The following is a 19,766-nucleotide window of genomic DNA, read 5'->3' as shown; positions in this document are numbered from 1 at the left end:
GTGGTTGCCGTCCAGGAGGCCTTGAATGTATTCGTGACTTCTCTGTGCGTTGATGTGGCGCGTACGGAGGAGACCTGTGATGCGCTGGTGCGGACCGCGCAGCTACGGGTAGCATGATTTCGTCGCTGGCGGCGGAAAGTTTCCCGCGGGCTCGGTGCTGACTTCAAACGCGGCACTGGTACCGGCGGCTGGATGGCCTGACTACGTGACGCCGTGAACGAATCTCTTGTTGATCTTCGTAGAGTAGTGAGACGGTCCGGCTCCGTCGCCCTGAGCGGCTTATCATGTGCGCTGCGCATGAGTCTGCCCGCTTGGGCCTTGATGTGTATCGCCTTGCTCCGTGCTGGGCTGGGCGGTCGGATCGGTTTCACTCTGAGGGAGTAACCACAGTAGCTTCCGCCCAATTGCGTATGCGTCGATCCGTCCCTCATGCATAAACTGCTCATCGAGCGGATGGGGCGCCGATGTTCGGGCACACGTGACTACAGACGGGCGGGCTACAGCACATGTCGCGAAGCCATGTCCGAATGGATAGGCTCGTGGCGGACGAATGGGGCATGCTGTCGTCCTGTCGAGCTGGACGCTCCGTATCCGGTCTGTCGTCGGCGGCGTGCCGGAACCTGTCCGAGATTCGTTTTCAAGCATGATCGGGGCCCCCGTCCGCGTGGCTGCCGCGCCGGTGGAGCAGGCTCTCGCAAGCAGCCGGTCAGACGACCATTCCCGCTGCTCCCTCAGTCGTTCCGGGCAGTTTCCGCGTCGGTTCCGGCGGTTTTCCGATCTTATTGTGACGCTTGCGACCAGGGTTCTGCACAGCGTGCTTTCGATGTTTTCCCCCGGCCTGCCCCCTGGCTGGGAAGGTGTACCAGCCCACAACCGCCAAGCGGTCCAACTGGCCGGCGTAGCCAGCTTCGGTGGCCACGTGCGGGGCTGGGTCCTGCGCTATGCCATGGTCCGGCGGGGGCCGCCGAGATAGGTATGTGCCAGCCGGTGGCCGGGGTTTCCCGGCGCGCGAGACGAGTCATGATCGAATAAGCTTCAATCGGAATTTCCGCGCGGTCATGCTGGGTTCCCGACAGGGTTCTTCATGGTCACTGAGGCCGAGATCGGTGACTCACCGACGCCGGTTGCGCCACGCTGCCGACCAGGAGACCGTCTGTCGCTTCGCACCGGCTTTCTGTTCCCGCCAACACATCTCTGTCTGGTTTTTCCAGCGGGATTGGCGGGCCTGATCGGGCTCCGGTCCGCTTTCTTTCACGTCCAGCAGGCTGAATGGGGCATCGTCGCGACTCACGCCACGGACGGCCCTTCAGCTCCGCAGTCATTCGAGCCCCCGAGGATGGCCCTTGTTGACCACTCTTGGCCCATGGTCCGGACATCGTCACGACAATACGGATTGGGCGGCGGCCGGCCAGAAAAAGACCGACCAGACATCGACCGATCGGACGCGTGATACCGTCGGTGTGACGGCCCGCCGCCAACCAGGCGAACTTGAAGGAGCTGTCCTGGCGGCGCTATGGGCTGCGCGGACGCCCGTGAGTACCGGCGCTATTCAGCAGATGCTGGGTGGAGGACTCGCGCACAGCACAGTAGCCACCACGCTCGGCCGCCTTATCACCAAGGGGCATGTCGAACGGGTACGTGTCAGACGGGTGTGGATGTACCGTACGACCCGATGTCAGGAGGAGTACGCCTCCGCACGAATGCTCGCGTTGTTGGGCCAGGTCACGGACCAGGACACAGCCCTGCGTCACTTTGTGGCCGGTCTTTCATCCCGGCAGGTACGGCTCTTGCGAGCCCTGCTCGAAGCGGCCGGCGGCGCTTCCCCTGAGTAGGATGCCGCTGAGCAGCACCCCGCTGATCGTGGTGCCGTGGGCTGATGACAACGGGCGCTCACATCGGTGACCCGCGATGGGGGGCACGGGTGGGAGAGATCCCGGGAGGGTCCTGCCATCGAAGATCGTTATACGTCCATCGGCAAGATCGGGGCTAGCGGTCAAAGCTGTCCTGCCATCAGTTGCCGAGATAGATGATCTTTGGATCGGGCTGAGGGCTTCGGCTGCCCATCGCTGGAAGTCAACATCGCGGCACCGTGGCCCAGATCCTTACAGTCCACGAAGTCACGGTCGATGATTGTTGCGGAGTGTAATTATTATGGATCTACGGATGTGTCCTGGCCGAGGATTCCCGGCTCGGAGCTACGCGAGGATTTCCGGCTCTGATGCCAGTGCCATTTCCGTTTGCCAGTAAACTTACTAAAGATACTAGGTTATCGAAATTTCCTTCGACAGATTTGATCAACAGGGCATCGTCGGCCGAGCGGAGTGGGCGGGCCTGGATCTGGCGTGGCCCGTTAGTGGTACCCGGCGCCGCGGCCGCAGCCACTCGAATCCGTGGTTGCGATTGCAGGTGCAAGTGCATATGCATTGTCGGGCAGCACGAAGATCGACGTCGCCGTTCCCCGAAGTCCGTTGGGTGCGTGAAATGAACGGTGGCGGCCTACTCCGAGGCTGCTGTCAGATTGGCGACGTTGATCCGGCCCATACGGGCCTCCCGGCGCCCCTCGAGGGGCGCCGGCCAGGTGAAAAGAACTATGATCATGTTGTCTTTGGCCGTTAGGTCCTCCGCCGCCGGTAGTACTCGACGATCCACGCGTCGACATCGCGTTTGCGCCACACGCGGGTGCCTTTGGAGCTCGCGGTAGGCGCGTTGATGACCTGCAGGGGGGTGGGGAACTGTGGGTCCCTGCGCGTCCAGTAGTCAACCGCCTGGCGCGTGATCTTTAGCTGGAAGGCTATGTCCCCGATGCCGACCAGACGTTCACCGTCGTCCACGCGAACAGCGTAACGGCTTTGCTGGCTGCCAAGTACGCCGCTATGGTTTGTTTTGCTGAACAGCAAATTCTCCGGGAGGATACAGATGGTGGTACCGGTAACTCGCCGCGACGTGGTTCGGGCGATGCTGGATCGCGACGAGGCATATGATCAAGACCCGCATGGGGATCCGCCGCTCTCGGTAGCCCGCTATCGTTGCGCTGTGCGGGCCGCGATCGATGTCGTGCCCGAACTTCTGACAGAGAAGGGAATGCGCAGGTCAGGCGGTGAATTCGAGGCATACTCGGCAGGTGTGCGCGATGCGTTGGACGCGGTCGCGGGCGCGATTGCGTCGGTCGTCAATGCTGTGGGGGATCCCGGTCTACCGACGGGCGGATCTGGACAGGCCGAGGCGTGATCGCGGCATCGGCAAGGGAGCGGGACGTTGGACCCGTGAACCCGCTGCTGGGCCAGCCGCGCCCGCAGGGCCGGACAGGATGGCGGAGGCTTCCGAAGCAGGGAGGAAAACGCTCATGTGGGACGAGGCACGGTCCGACGACGACCGTGACATCGGTTGGGGCGATGACCAGGACGTGCCTGAGGAGGGTGTGGGCACCGACATCGAGCGGCTGCGGGCCGAGCGTCCGCCCCATCATCTCGACCGCGACGCTTTCTGATATGCCCGCGGACTGGACTCGCAACGAGGCGAAGGCGGAGCTGCGGGCGCGTCTGCTGGCGGCCCGCGCCAGCCGGACCGCAGATAAAAATCTTGGATTGAGCGGCTCGCCGCCGGTGGCTTCGATGGGCGGGCGCACGTCCGCTTTGTTGACCCGCCGGGTGCTCGCCCTCCCGGAGGTGGCCACGGCCCGTTGGGTGGCCGCGTATGTGAGTCTGCCTGGTGAGCCAGAGACTGGCGGACTTCTCGTTCAGCTGCGGGCTCGGGGAGTGGGTATCCTGCTGCCGTCCATGCGACCCGATCTTGATCTGGACTTCCGGGAGTACAGTGGATCACTGATCGCGGGCGCTTTTGGAACTCGCGAGCCGCCACTCGGCGCGAAGGTCGTTGATCTTTCCCAGGTGGATGTCATCGTTGTTCCGGCGCTGGCGGCTGATGTGCGTGGAGGGCGTCTTGGACGTGGCGGCGGATCTTACGATCGGGCGTTACGGCGCGTGAGAACGAATGCGCTGATTGTGGCGATAGTTCATGATCGTGAATTGGTTGCCCATGTTCCGACTGAATCGCATGACGTGGGCGTTCATGTCATCGTCGCGCCGCATGCCACCGTACGTTGCGGGGCGTCCGGGGTCTTGGCGGACATGCGGTAGCACGTCTGGTGTGTAAGCTGGCGATCATTTTTATGATCGCCAGCACTGAGAGCGTGTGTGAGATCGGGCTTTCGATCAGTGAGCCGCGTCCAGGCGCCCCCTGGCAAGGCGGCAGGCCGAAGCGATACCGGATGAGTTGTCTCGGTGTGGCCGACAACACGGCCAGGGGGCGTCTGGACGCGGCGAGCCGGAATGACGATCTCACACACGCTCTGAGGCGGACAGCTGGCTCGGATCCATGCTCTGGGGGTGGTCTCCGACGCGCCGCTATCATCTCGGGTTAGAGTTGGCAGTCATCGAAGTCGAGTGCTAACTCCTGGGAGGAGTCCGTGCCGCGCTACGAGTACCGCTGCACCGCGTGCGATAATGATCTTGAAGTTGTGCAGAGTTTCAACGATGCGGCGCTGACCGAGTGCCCGGCCTGTGGCGGCAAACTGCGCAGGGTGTTCAGCTCGGTCGGCGTCGTGTTCAAGGGTGCCGGTTTCTACAAGACCGACAGCCGATCCGGTGGCGGTGGAGCCCGAGACCGGGCGAAGGAAAAGGTCAGCAAGGAAGCTGGCGCTGATACGTCCGGCAAGGAAACCGTTGGGGCTGGTACGCCCGCAGGGGGCGGTTCGGTGGACGCGACGTCGAGCGCCGCAAGCTCGTCGACCTCCGCAAGCACGGCGTCATCGTCTAGTTCAGGCAGCTCGTCCAGTTCGTCCGGCGGCTCGAGTACAGCTGCGGCTTGATCGATGCGGGCTCCCCGGGCTCCTGCGGGAGCCCGGGGCACTGGTAACAGCTCTCCGCGAGAGCGACTGTTTCGAGATCGTGGCCGGAGTCGGTTTTTCCACAGGGCGCGGCCTCGAGCGTGGGTGAGCGATGCTTTGTCCACAGCGTGTGCTCCGGCCATGACGGTTTCCCGTTCGGTGGCTAACGTGATCTTCTCGTTTGTTCGTGAGGATCCTGGAGGTCGCGATGTGGCTTGCCGGACGCATACCGGCGCGCATCGGGGAGGTCCGTGCCTGGCGGCTCGCGGTTGGGGCCCGGCGGCGGGTTCTCGCGGGTCTTTGCGCTGCTCTGACCCTGCTCCTTGCCACTGGCGCGCTGCGCTCCAGCCGTCCGCTGCCCGGCACAGCGGTGGTCGTGGCGGCGGTCGAGCTGGACGGTGGAGCGGTTATTGCCCCAACCGACATCCGGATCGTGTCTTTGCCAACGGAAGCGGTGCCAGCGGGCGCTGCCCGGCAGCCCGAGGATGCCGTTGGTCGTACGCTGGCCGCACCGGTCGGTCGTGGTGAGACGATCACCGACGCGCGCTTTCTCGGCCCCGGGCTGCTCACCCAGCGGCAGAGTGCTTATGGCCTGGTCGCGACGCCAGTACGGATCACTGATGCTGGATCCGTCGTGTTCCTGCGTGTGGGTGATCGGGTGGATGTGCTTGCGGCATCCACCACAGCGGAGGTTGCAGAAACAAGATCGCGCGATGGGGCCATGCCGCTGGATGGGGCTACACCACGGGATGGGGCTATGCCACGGGATGGGGCTATGCCAATGGCGCTCCCAGCACCCACTGGCGATACATCGACAGCGTCGGGCGCCGAAGCCGGCAGCGCGACAGTGGTTGCGTCCGACGTCACCGTTTTGGCGCTTCCGCGTCCTCGTGAGGTGGGAGAAGGTAATGCGGGGTCAACCGACGGCGCATTGATCATTATTGCCGCGACACCACGGGTTGCCACCGTGGTCGCGGGTGCGGCAGTACACGCTCGGCTGTCGGTAACTATTCGTGGGCGAGTGCTTCCTTAAAGAGATCAACAAGAGAAGGCATGGCGTCGCCGACCACTTAGAGCGACCGGCAAGAGGGGACGCGGTGTCGCGGGTTGGGGCGCGCACCTCGCGTCATCGCTCCCCGTCCATCGCTGCGCGATGCACGGGTACCCCGGCTCGTCGGTCGCCACCCAACACCTCCGGTGCCTGCCTCCGCCGCCTCGCGATGCATGCACCCCAGCCCCACTCCTTGATCCACACCCCTATTGCCGGAGCGCTCTAAGGGCGTATTTCGAAAGTCAGCTGTCCGGCTTCCTGATCGAACGATGACTTCCGAGGCGGGCCGTAGGAAGCAGCTGTAATCGAGGTAGCCCTGGGGGCTTTATAGGAATATTTTCGATCTGATTGTGACGATTAATAATAATCGGGAGGATTATAAGACTGATTATTTTTTGGAGTCGAGACAAAACAGAAAGTTCCTACCCGGTGTGCGAGCTCCGGGTCGTGCGTGCTTGTATCGGAGCTAGGGCATGCCTGATGGATCTTTGATCGTGCGGATCAATGCCCAGGAGGTGGCTTGCTGCGTTGTCGTCGGTCCGGATAGAACATCACTATCCGGACCTCCTCCGCCTTGCAGGCCACCTTCTGGATCATCGCCCACATCGACCAACATCCGTCAGACACGCCCTAGTCGACCTGAGTGCACCAGGCCGGTCCTGGAGCAATCTTCCGTGACATGGCCGGTCCACTCAGGTGGAATCGAGCCGCGATGAGGCAGTTTGGATCTCTGTGTATTTGCGGGGAGGGGACGACGATGGGCATCTCCATCGACGATGGTGCCTGTGGTGTGTGGCAGCGTGTGCCCGACGAGGTCATCAGCCGGTTTGACGGCATCCCGGGGGCCGCTTACGAGGTAGCGGACGAGGTCACGTGCGCGCTTGAGGTCGGGCATCCCGATAATCACATGGCTGTTCTTCAGGGCTGGGGCAATCAGGAGGCATGGCTGATATGGGCCACACCTACAACGGTTACCGCGCCGGGATGCCGAGCGGATGGACTGACCTGCCTGCTCCCCGAGGGACACGTCGGACGTCATCATGTGATCATGACGGATGTGGTGGAGGACGAAGGACCCTACTGGTGTGAGAGTCGCGCTGATCTGGAACTACAGCGGGCACCGATCTGATCGGGCCCAGGGTGGGGCCTGTCAGTCATGGTCGGTGGCCAAGGCAACGCTGTCGGCGCGAAAGACGAGCGTGACGTCAGTATCGCTGGCGAAGTCAACGAGACGAGCGTGGGCCGGCAGCTCATTGAGTATCCAACAAAGATCGGATACGGTACTTCCTTCGCAGACCGTGACCGAATGCTCTCGCTGTTCGGCCCGGTGTGAGTGCGCGTGTATCAGATGCTCGGCTGCCGGTATGCACGCCTGAACACCGTCGTCCACCGTCATGATGGCCGCGTCCGTGAGGGCGCCGGCGGGTTGACATGCTTCGGCGGATGCCAGGTAGGCGCGGAAGAGGACGTCAAGGAGTGACGGCAGCAGGCGGAGCAGGAGCGCGCATGGCTCTGTGCCCATCCCTGGCTGGGTACTGACGCTGACACTGATCCGTGTGCCGTCGATGTGTTTGGTGATCGTTACTGGCCAGCCGGTTTCCGGTCCGGGTGGTGCGGTTCTTTTGTTCATGGAGATAGATTCGCCGGGGGTGCTGGTCGGGTCCATCCCGGCGGACGGGGAGTTTTCAGCGCGGCTGCTGTTCGTGAGCTCGCCGCCTCCTCGGCCGCGCTTGGACGCGTTCTCGGCCGCACCGATACCACGCATCCGGTATCGGCGTGGTCTGTGGTCTGTGGTCTGGGGTCTGTGGTCTGTGGCCTTGCCAGGGAACCGCATGGAGGCGGCTCCCTGGTCGAACGACGACTTCCGCAACACGTCGTAGACCGTGATTCTCGTTGGACGCGGGCAGTGTGGCTCCGCGGCGAGGCGCGGGCTCTGGTTGCCAGAATTCGATCTTTGGCTGCAAAATGAGATCGTGCTGGGCGGCATGCCGGCAGATCGAGAAGTGATCGAATGTGCGTCGACGGACCTGGCGGGTGTAAGATAGCCGGCCGTACCCGACGTGGCGAATCCGTGTGAATCCGTCCTGGGCCTCCAATGTGTTTCGATTCCCGCCTGATTTATGTTCGCTTCCGTTCATCTTTCGTTCATGTTGAATCGCTTCGATTCTTGCCGGCACCCCAGTCTGGGGGCGGACAGAACGGCGCTATTGCGCTGAAGACGAAGGGTCGCTTGTGAATATAGGGAAGCGTCAGGTCGCGGTCATGGGCCTTGCGATGTCGGCGGTGCTGGGGGTGGCCGCCTGCGGTTCCGACAACAACACGGCATCGCCGAGCTCGACGGCGGGCACTGCCACGGGCGCGATCTCCTGCGCAACAGGGTCGATCGTTGCCTCGGGCTCGACCGCGCAGAAGAACGCGATGGACGAGTGGGTCAAGAAGTACCAGACCGCCTGTTCCGGATCTACGATCAATTACCAGGCTGTCGGCTCTGCCGCTGGTAAGCAGGCGTTCGTGGATGGAAAGATCGATTTTGCCGGCTCGGATTCAGCGATCAGTGGTGACCAGGCGACCAGCGCGGCCAAGCGTTGCACTGGCGGGCAGCTCGTCAACCTCCCCATGGTCGCCGGGCCGGTCGCGGTGATCTACAATCTCGCTGGCGTGAAAGATCTACAGCTCTCCGCCGCGACCTTGGCGAAGATCTATTCTGGTGCGATCACCAAATGGAATGACCCGGTGATCGCGGCCGACAATCCCGGCCTGACGCTGCCGAGTACGACGATCGTCTCGGTGCACCGTTCGGATGGTTCGGGCACCACGGACAACCTCACCAAGTACCTGGCCGGTGCCGCCGCGAGCGACTGGACGTTCGCTTCGGGCTCGGACTGGAAGGCTCCGGGCGGCCAGGGCTCCAAGGGCAGCGACGGGGTGACCGCGACCGTGAAGGCGACCGCTGGCGCCATCGGTTACGTCGAGCTCTCCTTCGCGGAAAACGCGAGCCTTTCGACAGCAAAGATCAAAAATGGTGCTGGTGAGTATGTGGCGGTCAGTACCGAGGCCACCTCCAAGGGCGTGAGCACAGCGAAGGTCGCTCCGGCGCCTGACCTGAAGCTGACCTTCGACTACACGGCGACCACGTCTGGTGCCTACCCGATCTACCTTGTCACTTACGAGATCACCTGCACGCAGGGGCTGGCCGCGAGTCAGGCCACCCTGGTGAAGTCCTTCCTGACCTACACATCCTCCACGAATGGTCAGGCCGCTATCGCCGATCTCGGTTACGCTCCGCTTCCCAGTGATCTCGCCAGCAAGGTGAGCTCGGTCGTGGCGACCATCTCATAGCCATTCTCCCCGCCGGCCGGAGCGACGGATCCTGACCGGACGACCGCCGGTGTGCCCACCACGGCTGGCTCCAAGGGCCGCTAGGCGCGCGAGAGAGATTTCGCGCACCCGGCGGCCGACCGGGCGGGCACACCGGCCACCACCACCTGTTGAGAGGCATTATGAGCAGTGAATCGGACGGCCAGGGCGCGGGTTCACCGAGAGGCAACGGGCCACCAGCGCTCAAAAAACCCGTCAGCGGCAGCGCGCATGCGCGGGTCAGCCCCGCGGACCTCATCTTCAAGAACGTGACCCGCGCGGCCGGCATCGGCCTGCTTGTCCTTATCGCGGCGATCGCGGCTTTCCTGGTGATTGAGGCCACGAGCGCGCTGCAGGCCAACACCGGGAACTTCTTCACCACGACCGAATGGTTTCCCAACGCATCTCCGCCGGTCTTCGGAATCGCGGCACTGCTGTTCGGTACGGTGCTCACAGCTGTTATCGCGATGATCATTGCTGTGCCGGTGGCAGTTGGAATCGCGCTGTTCATCACGGTGTACGCCCCGCGCCGTCTCGCTACCCCACTGGCGTTCATCGTCGATTTGCTCGCGGCGGTCCCCAGCGTTGTTTTCGGCCTCTGGGGCCTGATTGTTCTTGTCCCGAGAATGAACGGTCTGCAGCAGTGGCTGACCGACTACTTCGGCTGGATCCCCCTGTTCAGCACGGATGACGGTCTTGTCGGACGATCGATTTTCGTTGCCTCGATTGTCTTGGCCATCATGATTCTGCCAATTGTCGCAGCGATTTCCCGTGAGATTTTTCTCCAGGTGCCGAACCCGCACAAGGAGGCGGCGCTCGCCCTCGGCGCGACCCGCTGGGAAATGATCCGGACCGCGGTGCTCCCGTACGGCAAACCCGGAGTGATCAGCGCGTCCATGCTGGGACTCGGCCGGGCGATGGGGGAGACGATCGCGGTCGCACTGGTGCTGCCCGCGTCCTTTAACATTTCCTGGCATATCCTGTCGCCGGCCGGCAACACCATCGCGGCCAACGTGGCGAACGGCTTCAGCGAAGCCAATCCCATCGGCCGTGGGGCTCTCATCGCGTCCGGTCTCGTGCTGTTTATTGTCACCATGCTCGTCAACATAATGGCCCGGGCAGTCATCGCCCGTCGGCGTGAATTCTCGGGGGCCACCTGATGAGTACAACGACTATCGCCCCGGCGACCAGCCCCGGCGGCATGGACCTGACCGGCCAGAAGCTGTCGCTGACCACGCTCGCGGCCATTGGCGCCGGTGCGGTCGTGGCCACCGTGCTGCTATATGTCGTGGCGCCGATAGACAGCAAGATTCAGTTTGTGCTGATTGCCGGTGCGCTCTACCTGATCGGCCAGAGCGTGGCGTCGGGCATGGTTGAAGGTGCCCGGAAGGCCGTCGACCGGTTCGTCACCACGCTGGTCTATCTCGCTTTCCTGCTGGCGCTTATCCCGCTGGTCGCGGTGCTGGCAAGCGTGATCGCCAAGGGCGCGCAGCGGGTCAGCTACGACTTCCTGACCACCTCCATGCGAAATATCGGGGCGCGGGACGCCGGCGGCGGCATTTACCACGCTCTGGTCGGGACCCTGGAGCAGATCGCCCTGGCAAGTCTTTTCGCGGTTCCCTTCAGCATGCTGGTCGCGATCTATCTGGTCGAGTACGGCCGCGGGCGGATCAGCCGGACCATCAGTTTTTTCGTCGACGTACTGACCGGCCTGCCCTCGGTCATCGCGGGCCTGTTCATCCTGTCGTTCTACCTTCTCGCGCTCAACCAGAATCCGTCCGGCTTCGCCGGTGCGCTCGCCCTGACCATTTTGATGATTCCTATCGTCGTGCGGTCCACCGAGGAGATGCTCAAACTCGTCCCGAACGAGTTGCGTGAGGCCAGTTACGCGTTGGGTGTCGCCCGGTGGCGAACTATTCTCAAAATTGTCGTGCCGACCGCGCTGCCCGGCATTGTGACCGGTGTCATGCTCGCGGTGGCTCGGGTCGCCGGTGAAACCGCACCGCTGCTGCTGACTATTTTCGGGAACGACGCCATCAACTTCAACCCGTTCTCCGGGCCGCAGTCAGCGCTGCCGCTTTATATCTACTCACAGGCCGGGGCGCCGCAGCAGGTGGCTGTTGACCGGGCCTGGGCCGCCGCGTTGACACTTATTGTTCTAGTGATGTTGCTGAGCGCCATCGCCCGGGTTGCGGCTCGATTCGCCCGGGTCCGATGATGGTTATTGCGCTGTCCGCACCCGCGCTTGTCGTTTTTCCCGTACCGTCCGTACCGTCCGCACCGGTCATCGTACGGCTGCGGCGCAACGAGCCGAGGTAACTCATGGCCACCCGCATCGATGTTTCCGGACTGACCGCCTATTATGGCAATTTCAAGGCCGTCGCCAACGTCCAGTTCAGCATAGAGCCGAAAAATGTCACCGCCTTCATCGGGCCATCCGGCTGCGGTAAGTCGACTGTGCTGCGGACGCTCAACCGCATGCATGAGGTACTGCCCGGCGCCCGGGTTGAGGGACAGGTCCGTATGGACGGGCAGGACCTCTACGGTGCCGGCGTCGACCCGGTGAACGTGCGCCGTAACGTCGGTATGGTCTTCCAGCGCCCGAATCCGTTCCCGACGATGTCCATCTACGAGAACGTCATCGCCGGCCTGAAGCTGAACGGCACCCGTAAGAAGGCGCTCCTCGATGAGCGGGTTGAGCAGTCGCTGCGCGGCGCGAACCTGTGGGAGGAAGTCAAGGACCGTCTCGGCCGGCCAGGCTCTGGCCTGTCCGGCGGACAGCAGCAGCGGCTGTGTATCGCGCGTGCAATTGCCGTGGAACCGCAGGTGCTGCTTATGGACGAGCCGTGTTCCGCGCTTGACCCGATCTCGACGCTCGCTATTGAGGATCTGATCGCCCAGCTCAAGGCGAGTTACACCATCGTTATTGTGACGCACAATATGCAGCAGGCTTCCCGGGTCAGTGACACGACGGCATTCTTTACGCTTGACAAGACCGGTGATCCGGGACGGCTGGTGGAGATGGACAGGACGGAGAAGATTTTCTCTAATCCAACACAGAAGCGCACCGAAGATTATATTACCGGGCGTTTCGGCTGAATCGGACAGCAGCTGGTCCCACGTTCAGCCGAATTCACCGCGACCACTCGGATGCGTCTCGTGCAGCCATTTGAAGACGAATCCCCGGCTCCGGAACAACGTCGCTCCGGGGAGGAAGTCGCCTTGCCCAGCGGCCGGCGCCCGACGCTGCTGGTTGCCGACGCGGCCGCGGACAGCGAACTTCTGTCCGTTCTCGCGGACCACGGCGTTGAGGTCACGGTCGCGGTGGACGGTGCCCGTGCGCTGCTGGAAATCGGCCGTCTCGCACCGGCAGCGGTGATCATTTCCGCGCGGCTGCCGGTCATTGACGGTGTGACGGTGGTGCGGACCGTCCGTACCCGCGACGACATGCCGATTCTGCTCGGGGTCGGCCCGCAGGACCGGCGCCAGGCCGCGGCTGGGTTGGAGGCAGGCGCGAGCGCCTGCGTTGCCAAGCCGTACCGGATCAACGAAATACTGGCTCTGGTGCGATCCGTCCGGGGCTTCGGTGTGGACCGGACCGAACCCGGTGTGCTGCGGGTCGGTGGGGTCACCTTGAACATGGTCGCGTACGAGGTCCGGGTGGACGGAATACCGGTGCGGCTGCCCCCGCAGGAGTTCAGGTTGTTGCGCATCCTGCTTGAACAGGCTGGCTCCGTGGTTACTCGCCAGACCCTGCTCGAGCGTGTCTGGGGGACAACCAATCATGAGACGAACACGCTTGCGGTGCATGTGCGCCGCCTGCGCGGCCGTCTCGGGGACACCGGTGACGCCGAACAACCGCGCCTGATCGAGAGCATCCGTGGCGTCGGTTACCGTTTCCGTCTCGTTGACGGGCCGACGGCCTGACCTGCCGAGCCGGACGCACTGTGACCCCGGCAGCGGACCGAAGAGGAGGCGATGGCAGGCGCCCGCGGGTTTCCGCACGGGGCCAGGTGCCGGCACATCAGGTCAACGGACTGTTCACCGGTTCGCGCAGGTAGGAGATGTCCGCGCGATACCGGGTGAAGCCGAGGTCCTCGTACAGGCGTATCGCCCGTTGGTTGACGTCGTCAACGTAGAGCATCGACGTTGCCAATCCCCGATCACGCAGATGGTGCAGCCCGATGAGGGTCAACGCACGCCCGAGCCCGTGCCCGGCGAAGGCGGGTTCCAGACCGACGACATAGATCTCCCCCATGGCCGGCTCCGCGGTACGGCCGGCCGCGGCGGGATGGACCTTCGTCCAGTGGAAACCGGCGAGCCGGCCGGCGGACTCGGCGAGGAAGAAGCCCGCCGGATCGAACCACGGCTCGGCCTCTCGTAGGAGAAGGTCGGTCACCGTCCAACGGCCCTGCTCGGGATGGCCGGTGAAGGCGGCGCGATTGACGGCCAACCACGCCTCCTCGTCCTGTCCCGGGACGAAGAGGCGGATGGTGACCCCTGCCGGCAGCTCCACGCCGGGGAGGACGGACAGCGGCCGGCGCATCTGCCACAGCACCCGCTCGCGGCCGAAGCCGTACCTGTGTGCCAGCGCCACCGCCGCGGGCGGGTCGCCGCGTGCCCAGACGTTGAGCCGCGCGGCGGCCTGGTCAGCGGAGCCGGTCAGCGCGGCCAGCAGGCGTCCGCCGTGGCCGCGGCGCCGCTGCCCGGGGTGAACGACCAGTTCCGCCTGCCACGTGTTGTCGAGGTGGTCGGCCAGATAGGCGTATCCGGCGATCCGGCGCGGCCCTGGCAGGTCTGGCACGTCTGATATGTCTGATACATCTGGCACAGTGCTGATCAGGTGTTGCCCATGTACGAGCGGATCGGGCGACATGCGCAACACGGCGTCATCGGACAGGGGAGCGATCCCGTCCGTCTCGGCGGCCGCCGCTGTCAGATCCCGTAGGGCATCGACATCGTGGCGGGTCAGTTGTCGGGTCCGATACAGCGCCATCAGGCGACATTAGGACGTTCGGGCGGCCGGGGGCCGCGCGGACATGTTCCGCCGCACAGCCCCCAGCGCCGACCGCTTAGAGCGAGACCCGCTGGGGGGCGCGGACTACTTCGCGGTCGTTACGGTTGTGTATGGCGTCGTCAGGGAGCGGGGCGATCGGGGGCGCGACGAACTTGTAACCAACGTGCCGCACTGTACCGATCATCGACTCGTGCTCCGGGCCGAGTTTGGCCCGCAGCCGGCGCACGTGGACGTCGACCGTCCGGGTACCTCCGTAGTAGTCATAACCCCACACCTCCTGCAGGAGCTGAGCACGGGTGAAGACTCGGCCCGGATGCTGCGCGAGGTACTTCAGCAGCTCGAATTCCTTGAAGGTGAGCTCGAGCGGACGGCCGCGCAGCTTGGCCGAGTAGGTGGTCTCGTCCACCGACAGGTCGCCGGACCGGATGACACCGGCTTCCGCGGTACCGCCGGCGGCCGCGATCCGACCGATCGCGAGCCTCAGCCGTGCCTCGACCTCAGCGGGTCCGGCGCTGTCGAGGACCACGTCATCGACGCCCCAGTCGGCTGACACCGCGGCCAGCCCACCCTCGGTGACGAGCGCGAGCAGCGGCGTGGTGAGTCCGGTCGTACGCAGCAGACGACACAGGCCGCGGGCGACAACGAGCTCCCGGCGCCCGTCCACCACAACGACGTCCACCGGGGGAGCGTCCAAGAGCGCGCTGGCCTCCAGCGGCGCGACGCGAACGGTGTGGGTCAGGAGCCCAAGCGAGGGAAAGGACTCCGCGGACGGTCCGGGGGCGTTGGTGAGCAACAGGACGACGCTCAAGTCGACTCCTCCAGGGTTCGGTTGCGATGTTGGGGCAGCGTCGACCCACGGATACCTTGCGACCGGCCCCCCGCGTTCCACGACCGTCATGGGCGCGAAACGAACACCGGCCTGTGGGGAGGATAGCGGAGTGTCCCACTCCACTCATACCGTCTTCGAGGTTCTCCCTACCTCGGACGGCGAGATCCTCGCCACGACCCATTACAGCCGTGTTGCTTCCGCCACCTGTCACAGTTTTGATCTTGGAGTTGTCGTCGCCCATGGTTTTTCTGGTTCGCGTGACAAGCCCCCGGTCAGGGCGGTCAGTGCCGGCATCCGTCCGTACGCTGGCGTGGTCGTGCCCGATCTGCGGGGCCACGGCCGGTCCTCAGGCGTGTGCACCTTTGGCGATCTTGAAGTGCTGGATGTGGATGCGGCGGTGGGGGCGGCTCGGCGGCTTGGTTACCGGAACGTCATCACCATGGGCTGGTCGATGGGCGCCGCCGCGGTACTCCGCCACGCGGCCTTCGCCCGGACCGGGGAGACCGTGCGTGGGTATGCGGTACGGAACCCGGTCGACGCGGTCGTCAGCGTGAGCGCGCCGAGCCGGTGGTATGTCCGGGACACCCCGTCGATGCGGCGTGTGAACTGGTTCGCGGAGACGGCCATCGGCCGCCGCGTCGCCCGTCGTGCGCTCGGTGTACGGCTGATGCCCGAGATCTGGCCGATGATCCCGGCGTCCCCGCTCGACGTCGTCGGCCGGATCGCGCCGACGCCGGTTTTGTTCGTTCACGGGGATCGGGACACCTACTTCGCCCTGGAACATCCTCACTCGCTGGCTGCCGCCGCGGGGGAGGGCAGCCAGCTCTGGATCATAACCGGGTTCGGGCATGCCGAATCGGGGCTGGTCCCGGGGCTGCTGGACCGGCTCGGCCGTCACCTGCCCGAACTGCTCGCGGGCCATGGCGAGCATGCGGGTGCTGACCGGCCGCTTCCCGCCCAGCCGGGCCCGGCCCGGCCGCTTCCGGCCCGAGGTGACACGCCGGAGCTGCCGGGGTCCCCGTGGCCTGCGTGACGATCCGGTACTGGGCCGCGGCCCGGGAGGCCGCCGGGGTAGCCGAGGAGCGGCAGCATGCCGATACCCTGGCCGACCTGCTGGCCACCGTGTCCGAGCGGCACCCGGGACGGTTGGCGGCGGTGCTGGCGTGTTGCGCGTTCCTGGTGGGGGATGTCCCGGTCGGTCCCCGCGAGCATGCTGACGTGCTGCTCGTGGACGGTTGCGTGGTGGAGGTGCTCCCGCCGTTCGCCGGTGGGTGAGGACCGTCGTGGCCGGCAGCCGCCGGCCTGTGGCCTGTGCCCTGTAGCCCGTGGTGTACTCGTCCGGTCGGCTTCAGCTGGTTCGTCGCTCTCGTCGTAGCCGGGGCATGGGAGCATGGTGGCGTGCGAGCCCGCGGAGCCGAAACAGCCGCTAGGACGGAGCCGGCCAGTATGTCGGCGTCCGTCCCGACACCGCGGCCAGGCCGGGCGAACGGATCGCGGCTGTCCCGCACTGCTGTCTCCGTTGTGGTAGCCGCGGCTGTCCCGGCGCTCGTCGCCGGCATCGGTGCCGGGCCGTCGTCGTTTGTCGCCGTTATCGCCGTCGAGCAGTTCCTTCTCGGTTGGGCGTGGGTACGGACGTTCGCGGGCTCCATGGGGACACTGGCGATCGCCGGATCGGCCGCGCTCGTCTCGGACGCCATCGCGCTGATCGTCGATTCTCACGAGATCGGCGATTATGCCGGGGTCGTCGGTGTGGCGGTGGCAGCGGTCATCCTCGTTCAGCTGGCGCGACGGCGGGCCAGCCCGCCCGCGGCGATACTGGACCAGACCGGTGCCGCGGCGGGCGCCGGCGTGGCTGACGGGCCGAGCGGCGATCATCCACCGGAACGGTCCGTGCGGGTCACGGTGGACATGGCCGCGGGTCTTAGCGGGGTGGTCGTCGTGACCATGCTCACCACCTACGCGGACACGGCTTCGCTAACGGCTCCGGCCAGCCGTGTGGCCGGAGCCGCGCTGGTGGCTGCCGCTCTCGCCAGCGGTGGCTCAGCCGTCCTGTGCGTGCGGACCTGCGCGGCCATTTCCACCGGCCGGCCGGTGCTCACCCGGCTCGCCGGTCTTGCGACGGGCGTCGTCGTGGGGGCTGTCTTCGGCGCGGTGTCCAGTGTGCTGACCGTTTTCGACGGTACCGTGATCGCGGCGGTGGCCGCGGCGGTGGCCGTCGTCATCGACGCGGTTGTCGCCCGTGGGGTCGCTGAGCTCCAGGCCGATGGCGCGGTTGGGCTCAGCTACCCCCTTGCCGCGGTCCTCCCGCTGGCGGTGGCGGCGCCCTTTGTATATGCCGTCGCTCACACACTTGTGAGATGACGAGTCCCTGTCGATGCCGCGTCGCGTCAGGCGGCCGTCTGCGCGGCGCTTGAACCCGTTATGAGCGATGGGCTGACTTCAGCGGGTGAGAATGTGGAGTCTGTCACGTGACTGGCCCCGTGTTCGTCCTATTTGATCATTTTGGCAGCTAGTGGGATCGGTAACACATCGGTCGTGTTCGCTGCTACGGTCGAGGGGTTATGTTCGCCACCGTGCTCGTCAGCCGCCGCACGATCGATTTGTGTCGTGTCGGTAGCACATCGTGTCGACTTTCCTGATTTGTGCGTTGATGTCGCTCGCCGCTAGCGGGCCCGCCCTTCAGGAGATGAGTTCGTGGCTGTTCCGCGAGGTCCTTGGTCCGCTGTAATCGTGCCCAGCCTTATCCTTGGCGTACTTGCTCTGACCGCTAGCGGCTGGTTACTCCTCGCGCCGGTGGTGGTTTTTTTCGCCACCGCCGTATCCGGTCCGCGGTGGGTGCCGTACGGACTGCTGTATGGCGTATCGCTGCCCTTGGCTGGGGGCCGCTGGTCGAGCTGGCGGATGAACGACCACCGTGGTCCGGGCTGGGGCAGGCGGTTGGCGCGCTGTTCGGCACGGTGGGCGCGATCGGATTTCTCATCGTTACTCATCCCGCTGGGTACATTGCCACCACGTTTGCATGTGTGGCGGCGTTGCTGAATGCTGTCATCGGCTTTTGTCTCGGTTGTCAGCTATATCTCGCCATACGTTCCGTGAAGGGAGTGCACACATGAGTCGTTCCAACGCGCTCGTCGACCCGGCCTGGGCCGAAGCGCACTTGACAGACCCCAAGGTTGTCCTGGTCGAAGTCGACGAGGATGTCTCCGCCTATGACAAAGGTCATATTCCGGGTGCGGTCCGTCTCGACTGGAAGTCGGAGCTTCAGGACCCGGTGATCCGTGACTTCGTCAACAAGGAGCAGTTCGAGAAGCTGCTGTCGGCCAAGGGCATCTCGAACGATGACACGGTCGTTCTCTACGGTGGCAACAACAACTGGTTCGCGGCTTATGCCTACTGGTATTTCACCCTTTACGGGCACGCTGATGTCAAGCTGCTCGACGGCGGCCGCAAGAAATGGGAGCTGGACAGCCGCCCGCTGACGGACGAAGTCCTGGAGCGGCCGGCCACGCAGTACACCGCCGGTGACGCCCGTACCGACATCCGTGCCTTCCGGGACGAGGTCATAGCCGCGATCGGCGAGAAGAGCCTCGTGGACGTGCGCTCGCCTGACGAGTTCACCGGGCGGCTGCTCGCTCCGGCGCACCTCCCGCAGGAGCAGTCGCAGCGCGCCGGGCACGTCCCGACCGCAAAGAACATCCCGTGGGCGAAGACGGCGAACGAGGACGGCACGTTCAGGTCGAATGACGAGCTGACCGCTCTGTACTCCGCGGCGGGGGTGGACCTGACGCAGGACATCATCGCCTACTGCCGTATCGGCGAGCGTTCGGCACACACCTGGTTCGCGTTGCACGAACTGCTCGACCTGCCGGCTGTGAAGAACTACGACGGCTCGTGGACCGAGTACGGTTCGCTGGTCGGCGTTCCGATCGAGAAGGACGTCTGACACGTGTGCGGCGCGACCAGCGGCGGACCTTCGGTGGAGGGAATTGACGTGGCCAAGGAAACGGTTATCCAGGGCGTCGTTCTCAGGGACGGCTCGCCTGTTTCAACGGGTTACGCGCGTCTGTTGGACGAGGGTGGAGACTTCACGGCCGAAGTGCCACTGTCCGCGACCGGCCAGTTTCGTTTCTTTGCCCGGCCGGGCTCGTGGACCGTCCGCGCGCTGGTTCCGGGCGCGTCCGGTGAACGTAAGGTCGTCGCCCGCCAGGGCGAGCCAGTCGACACCGAGGTGGAAGTAGCCGTATAGGTTTTCCGCGGCCCCGGTGGCGCCAGTGGGAATATGATTGCGCCGCCGGGGTTTTCCGTCCCTCAGGAATCGCCCGGCCGGGGGCCAGGAATACTCTGGCCGACCAGCGCCGCTCGGGTCGGTACGGCAAACGCCATGGGGCCGACGGTAAAATCACCTAGGCCGTTGTCGGTCGCGAACAGCGCGGCGGAGCTCCGGTCCGGAAATGGTGCGACGACTCGTCGTACCGTCCGCCGCGCGGTACTGTCGAACTGGACGACTGCGTACAGGACATCGGGTTCGTGCATCATACGATCACAAAACCGTATCCGGTCGACGTCGTGAAGGAGTCACCTCGTGTGCTGGACGTGGTCTGCTTTTGCAGGAGCCGTTGCCCGGCGG

General features: G+C 64.8%; 23 protein-coding genes. 18 read left to right on the top strand and 5 right to left on the bottom strand.

Translation table 11 applies throughout. The annotated features are described in order from the left end of the window. Nucleotides 1-1,460 precede the first annotated feature (1,460 nt). A complete protein-coding gene (locus MJ783_RS02495) occupies nt 1,461-1,832 on the top strand; it encodes a BlaI/MecI/CopY family transcriptional regulator (RefSeq protein ID WP_255724348.1) in 372 nt (123 codons plus the stop codon). A 780-nt stretch (nt 1,833-2,612) separates the two neighbouring features. Here MJ783_RS02495 and MJ783_RS02490 read toward each other — a convergent pair. Further along, on the bottom strand, nt 2,613-2,831 hold the full coding sequence (locus MJ783_RS02490; protein ID WP_239308262.1) for a hypothetical protein: 219 nt from the start codon (nt 2,829-2,831) through the stop codon (nt 2,613-2,615). Nucleotides 2,832-2,916: 85 nt separating this feature from the next. Between MJ783_RS02490 and MJ783_RS02485 the strand changes: the two genes are divergently transcribed. The 6 genes from MJ783_RS02485 to MJ783_RS02460 all read left to right on the top strand — a co-directional run bounded on the left by MJ783_RS02485 (nt 2,917) and on the right by MJ783_RS02460 (nt 7,065). After that, complete coding sequence (locus tag MJ783_RS02485) at nt 2,917-3,228, top strand: hypothetical protein (protein WP_239308261.1); 312 nt, start codon at nt 2,917-2,919, stop codon at nt 3,226-3,228. Nucleotides 3,229-3,343: 115 nt separating this feature from the next. Further along, nucleotides 3,344-3,487, top strand: a complete 144-nt coding sequence (locus MJ783_RS02480) for a hypothetical protein (protein ID WP_239308260.1) — start codon at nt 3,344-3,346, stop codon at nt 3,485-3,487. Nucleotide 3,488: 1 nt separating this feature from the next. Further along, nucleotides 3,489-4,136, top strand: coding sequence for a 5-formyltetrahydrofolate cyclo-ligase (locus MJ783_RS02475; RefSeq protein ID WP_239308259.1), 648 nt, complete (start codon nt 3,489-3,491; stop codon nt 4,134-4,136). 329 nt (nt 4,137-4,465) lie between these two features. Then, nucleotides 4,466-4,867 (top strand): FmdB family zinc ribbon protein, encoded by a 402-nt coding sequence (locus MJ783_RS02470; RefSeq protein ID WP_239308258.1) that lies wholly within the window; start codon nt 4,466-4,468, stop codon nt 4,865-4,867. 205 nt (nt 4,868-5,072) lie between these two features. Further along, complete coding sequence (locus MJ783_RS02465; RefSeq protein WP_239308273.1) at nt 5,073-5,918, top strand: SAF domain-containing protein; 846 nt, start codon at nt 5,073-5,075, stop codon at nt 5,916-5,918. Between the two features lie 775 nt (nt 5,919-6,693). Beyond that, nucleotides 6,694-7,065: a hypothetical protein gene (locus MJ783_RS02460; RefSeq protein ID WP_239308257.1), complete on the top strand. Its 372-nt coding sequence runs from the start codon at nt 6,694-6,696 to the stop codon at nt 7,063-7,065. Between the two features lie 21 nt (nt 7,066-7,086). On the opposite strand, the gene MJ783_RS02455 is transcribed toward MJ783_RS02460, so the two are convergent. Further along, on the bottom strand, nt 7,087-7,566 hold the full coding sequence (locus MJ783_RS02455) for a hypothetical protein (protein ID WP_239308256.1): 480 nt from the start codon (nt 7,564-7,566) through the stop codon (nt 7,087-7,089). 602 nt (nt 7,567-8,168) lie between these two features. Between MJ783_RS02455 and pstS the strand changes: the two genes are divergently transcribed. From pstS to MJ783_RS02430, 5 genes are all read left to right on the top strand, one after another. Beyond that, nucleotides 8,169-9,275 carry a phosphate ABC transporter substrate-binding protein PstS gene (gene pstS, locus MJ783_RS02450; protein ID WP_239308255.1) on the top strand — a complete coding sequence of 369 codons (1,107 nt, stop codon included), beginning with the start codon at nt 8,169-8,171 and terminating at the stop codon, nt 9,273-9,275. Nucleotides 9,276-9,436: 161 nt separating this feature from the next. Beyond that, nucleotides 9,437-10,453 (top strand): phosphate ABC transporter permease subunit PstC, encoded by a 1,017-nt coding sequence (pstC, locus tag MJ783_RS02445; RefSeq protein ID WP_239308254.1) that lies wholly within the window; start codon nt 9,437-9,439, stop codon nt 10,451-10,453. Next, nucleotides 10,453-11,511 (top strand): phosphate ABC transporter permease PstA, encoded by a 1,059-nt coding sequence (gene pstA / locus MJ783_RS02440; RefSeq protein ID WP_239308253.1) that lies wholly within the window; start codon nt 10,453-10,455, stop codon nt 11,509-11,511. Before pstC ends, pstA begins: the two co-directional genes overlap by 1 nt. Nucleotides 11,512-11,615: 104 nt before the next feature. Beyond that, entirely contained in the window at nt 11,616-12,392 is a 777-nt protein-coding gene (pstB, locus tag MJ783_RS02435) for a phosphate ABC transporter ATP-binding protein PstB (protein WP_239308252.1), read from the top strand. A gap of 60 nt (nt 12,393-12,452) precedes the next feature. Beyond that, nucleotides 12,453-13,220, top strand: a complete 768-nt coding sequence (locus MJ783_RS02430; protein WP_370651414.1) for a response regulator transcription factor — start codon at nt 12,453-12,455, stop codon at nt 13,218-13,220. 97 nt (nt 13,221-13,317) lie between these two features. On the opposite strand, the gene mshD is transcribed toward MJ783_RS02430, so the two are convergent. Both mshD and MJ783_RS02420 read right to left on the bottom strand, forming a co-directional pair. Next, nucleotides 13,318-14,289 (bottom strand): mycothiol synthase, encoded by a 972-nt coding sequence (mshD, locus tag MJ783_RS02425; protein ID WP_239308251.1) that lies wholly within the window; start codon nt 14,287-14,289, stop codon nt 13,318-13,320. Between the two features lie 76 nt (nt 14,290-14,365). Further along, a complete protein-coding gene (locus tag MJ783_RS02420) occupies nt 14,366-15,118 on the bottom strand; it encodes a response regulator transcription factor (protein WP_239308250.1) in 753 nt (250 codons plus the stop codon). A 130-nt stretch (nt 15,119-15,248) separates the two neighbouring features. Between MJ783_RS02420 and MJ783_RS02415 the strand changes: the two genes are divergently transcribed. The 6 genes from MJ783_RS02415 (at nt 15,249) to MJ783_RS02390 (ending at nt 19,385) form a co-directional block, all read left to right on the top strand. Continuing rightward, on the top strand, nt 15,249-16,172 hold the full coding sequence (locus tag MJ783_RS02415) for an alpha/beta hydrolase (RefSeq protein ID WP_239308249.1): 924 nt from the start codon (nt 15,249-15,251) through the stop codon (nt 16,170-16,172). Continuing rightward, nucleotides 16,160-16,414, top strand: a complete 255-nt coding sequence (locus tag MJ783_RS02410) for a MoaD/ThiS family protein (RefSeq protein ID WP_239308248.1) — start codon at nt 16,160-16,162, stop codon at nt 16,412-16,414. The genes MJ783_RS02415 and MJ783_RS02410 overlap by 13 nt, the downstream gene beginning before the upstream one ends. 171 nt (nt 16,415-16,585) lie before the next feature. Beyond that, nucleotides 16,586-17,500 (top strand): hypothetical protein, encoded by a 915-nt coding sequence (locus MJ783_RS02405; RefSeq protein WP_239308247.1) that lies wholly within the window; start codon nt 16,586-16,588, stop codon nt 17,498-17,500. A gap of 470 nt (nt 17,501-17,970) precedes the next feature. Continuing rightward, nucleotides 17,971-18,252, top strand: coding sequence for a DUF4395 family protein (locus MJ783_RS23500; RefSeq protein ID WP_308194811.1), 282 nt, complete (start codon nt 17,971-17,973; stop codon nt 18,250-18,252). Further along, complete coding sequence (locus MJ783_RS02395) at nt 18,249-19,082, top strand: sulfurtransferase (RefSeq protein WP_239308246.1); 834 nt, start codon at nt 18,249-18,251, stop codon at nt 19,080-19,082. The genes MJ783_RS23500 and MJ783_RS02395 overlap by 4 nt, the downstream gene beginning before the upstream one ends. A gap of 3 nt (nt 19,083-19,085) precedes the next feature. Then, nucleotides 19,086-19,385 carry a DUF1416 domain-containing protein gene (locus MJ783_RS02390; protein ID WP_239308245.1) on the top strand — a complete coding sequence of 100 codons (300 nt, stop codon included), beginning with the start codon at nt 19,086-19,088 and terminating at the stop codon, nt 19,383-19,385. Nucleotides 19,386-19,447: 62 nt separating this feature from the next. Here MJ783_RS02390 and MJ783_RS02385 read toward each other — a convergent pair whose 3' ends face one another. Next, a complete protein-coding gene (locus tag MJ783_RS02385; RefSeq protein ID WP_239308244.1) occupies nt 19,448-19,675 on the bottom strand; it encodes a hypothetical protein in 228 nt (75 codons plus the stop codon). Nucleotides 19,676-19,766: the final 91 nt, after the last annotated feature.

The sequence above is a fragment of the Protofrankia sp. Cj3 genome (assembly GCF_917627355.1).
Taxonomy (GTDB): Bacteria; Actinomycetota; Actinomycetes; order Frankiales; family Frankiaceae; genus Protofrankia.
The sequence above is the reverse complement of the archived record's forward strand: the minus strand, read 5'-3'. Positions and strand labels throughout refer to the sequence as shown.

Bases quoted from the DNA above. Each gene is read 5' to 3' on its own strand.
- MJ783_RS02460 (WP_239308257.1), top strand. From the start codon at position 6,694: ATGGGCATCTCCATCGACGATGGTGCCTGTGGTGTGTGGCAGCGTGTG.
- pstC (WP_239308254.1), top strand. From the start codon at position 9,437: ATGAGCAGTGAATCGGACGGCCAGGGCGCGGGTTCACCGAGAGGCAAC.
- pstB (WP_239308252.1), top strand. From the start codon at position 11,616: ATGGCCACCCGCATCGATGTTTCCGGACTGACCGCCTATTATGGCAAT.
- MJ783_RS02485 (WP_239308261.1), top strand. From the start codon at position 2,917: ATGGTGGTACCGGTAACTCGCCGCGACGTGGTTCGGGCGATGCTGGAT.
- mshD (WP_239308251.1), bottom strand. From the start codon at position 14,289: ATGGCGCTGTATCGGACCCGACAACTGACCCGCCACGATGTCGATGCC.
- MJ783_RS02475 (WP_239308259.1), top strand. From the start codon at position 3,489: ATGCCCGCGGACTGGACTCGCAACGAGGCGAAGGCGGAGCTGCGGGCG.
- MJ783_RS02480 (WP_239308260.1), top strand. From the start codon at position 3,344: ATGTGGGACGAGGCACGGTCCGACGACGACCGTGACATCGGTTGGGGC.
- MJ783_RS02455 (WP_239308256.1), bottom strand. From the start codon at position 7,566: ATGAACAAAAGAACCGCACCACCCGGACCGGAAACCGGCTGGCCAGTA.
- MJ783_RS02405 (WP_239308247.1), top strand. From the start codon at position 16,586: ATGTCGGCGTCCGTCCCGACACCGCGGCCAGGCCGGGCGAACGGATCG.
- MJ783_RS02385 (WP_239308244.1), bottom strand. From the start codon at position 19,675: ATGATGCACGAACCCGATGTCCTGTACGCAGTCGTCCAGTTCGACAGT.
- MJ783_RS02395 (WP_239308246.1), top strand. From the start codon at position 18,249: ATGAGTCGTTCCAACGCGCTCGTCGACCCGGCCTGGGCCGAAGCGCAC.
- pstA (WP_239308253.1), top strand. From the start codon at position 10,453: ATGAGTACAACGACTATCGCCCCGGCGACCAGCCCCGGCGGCATGGAC.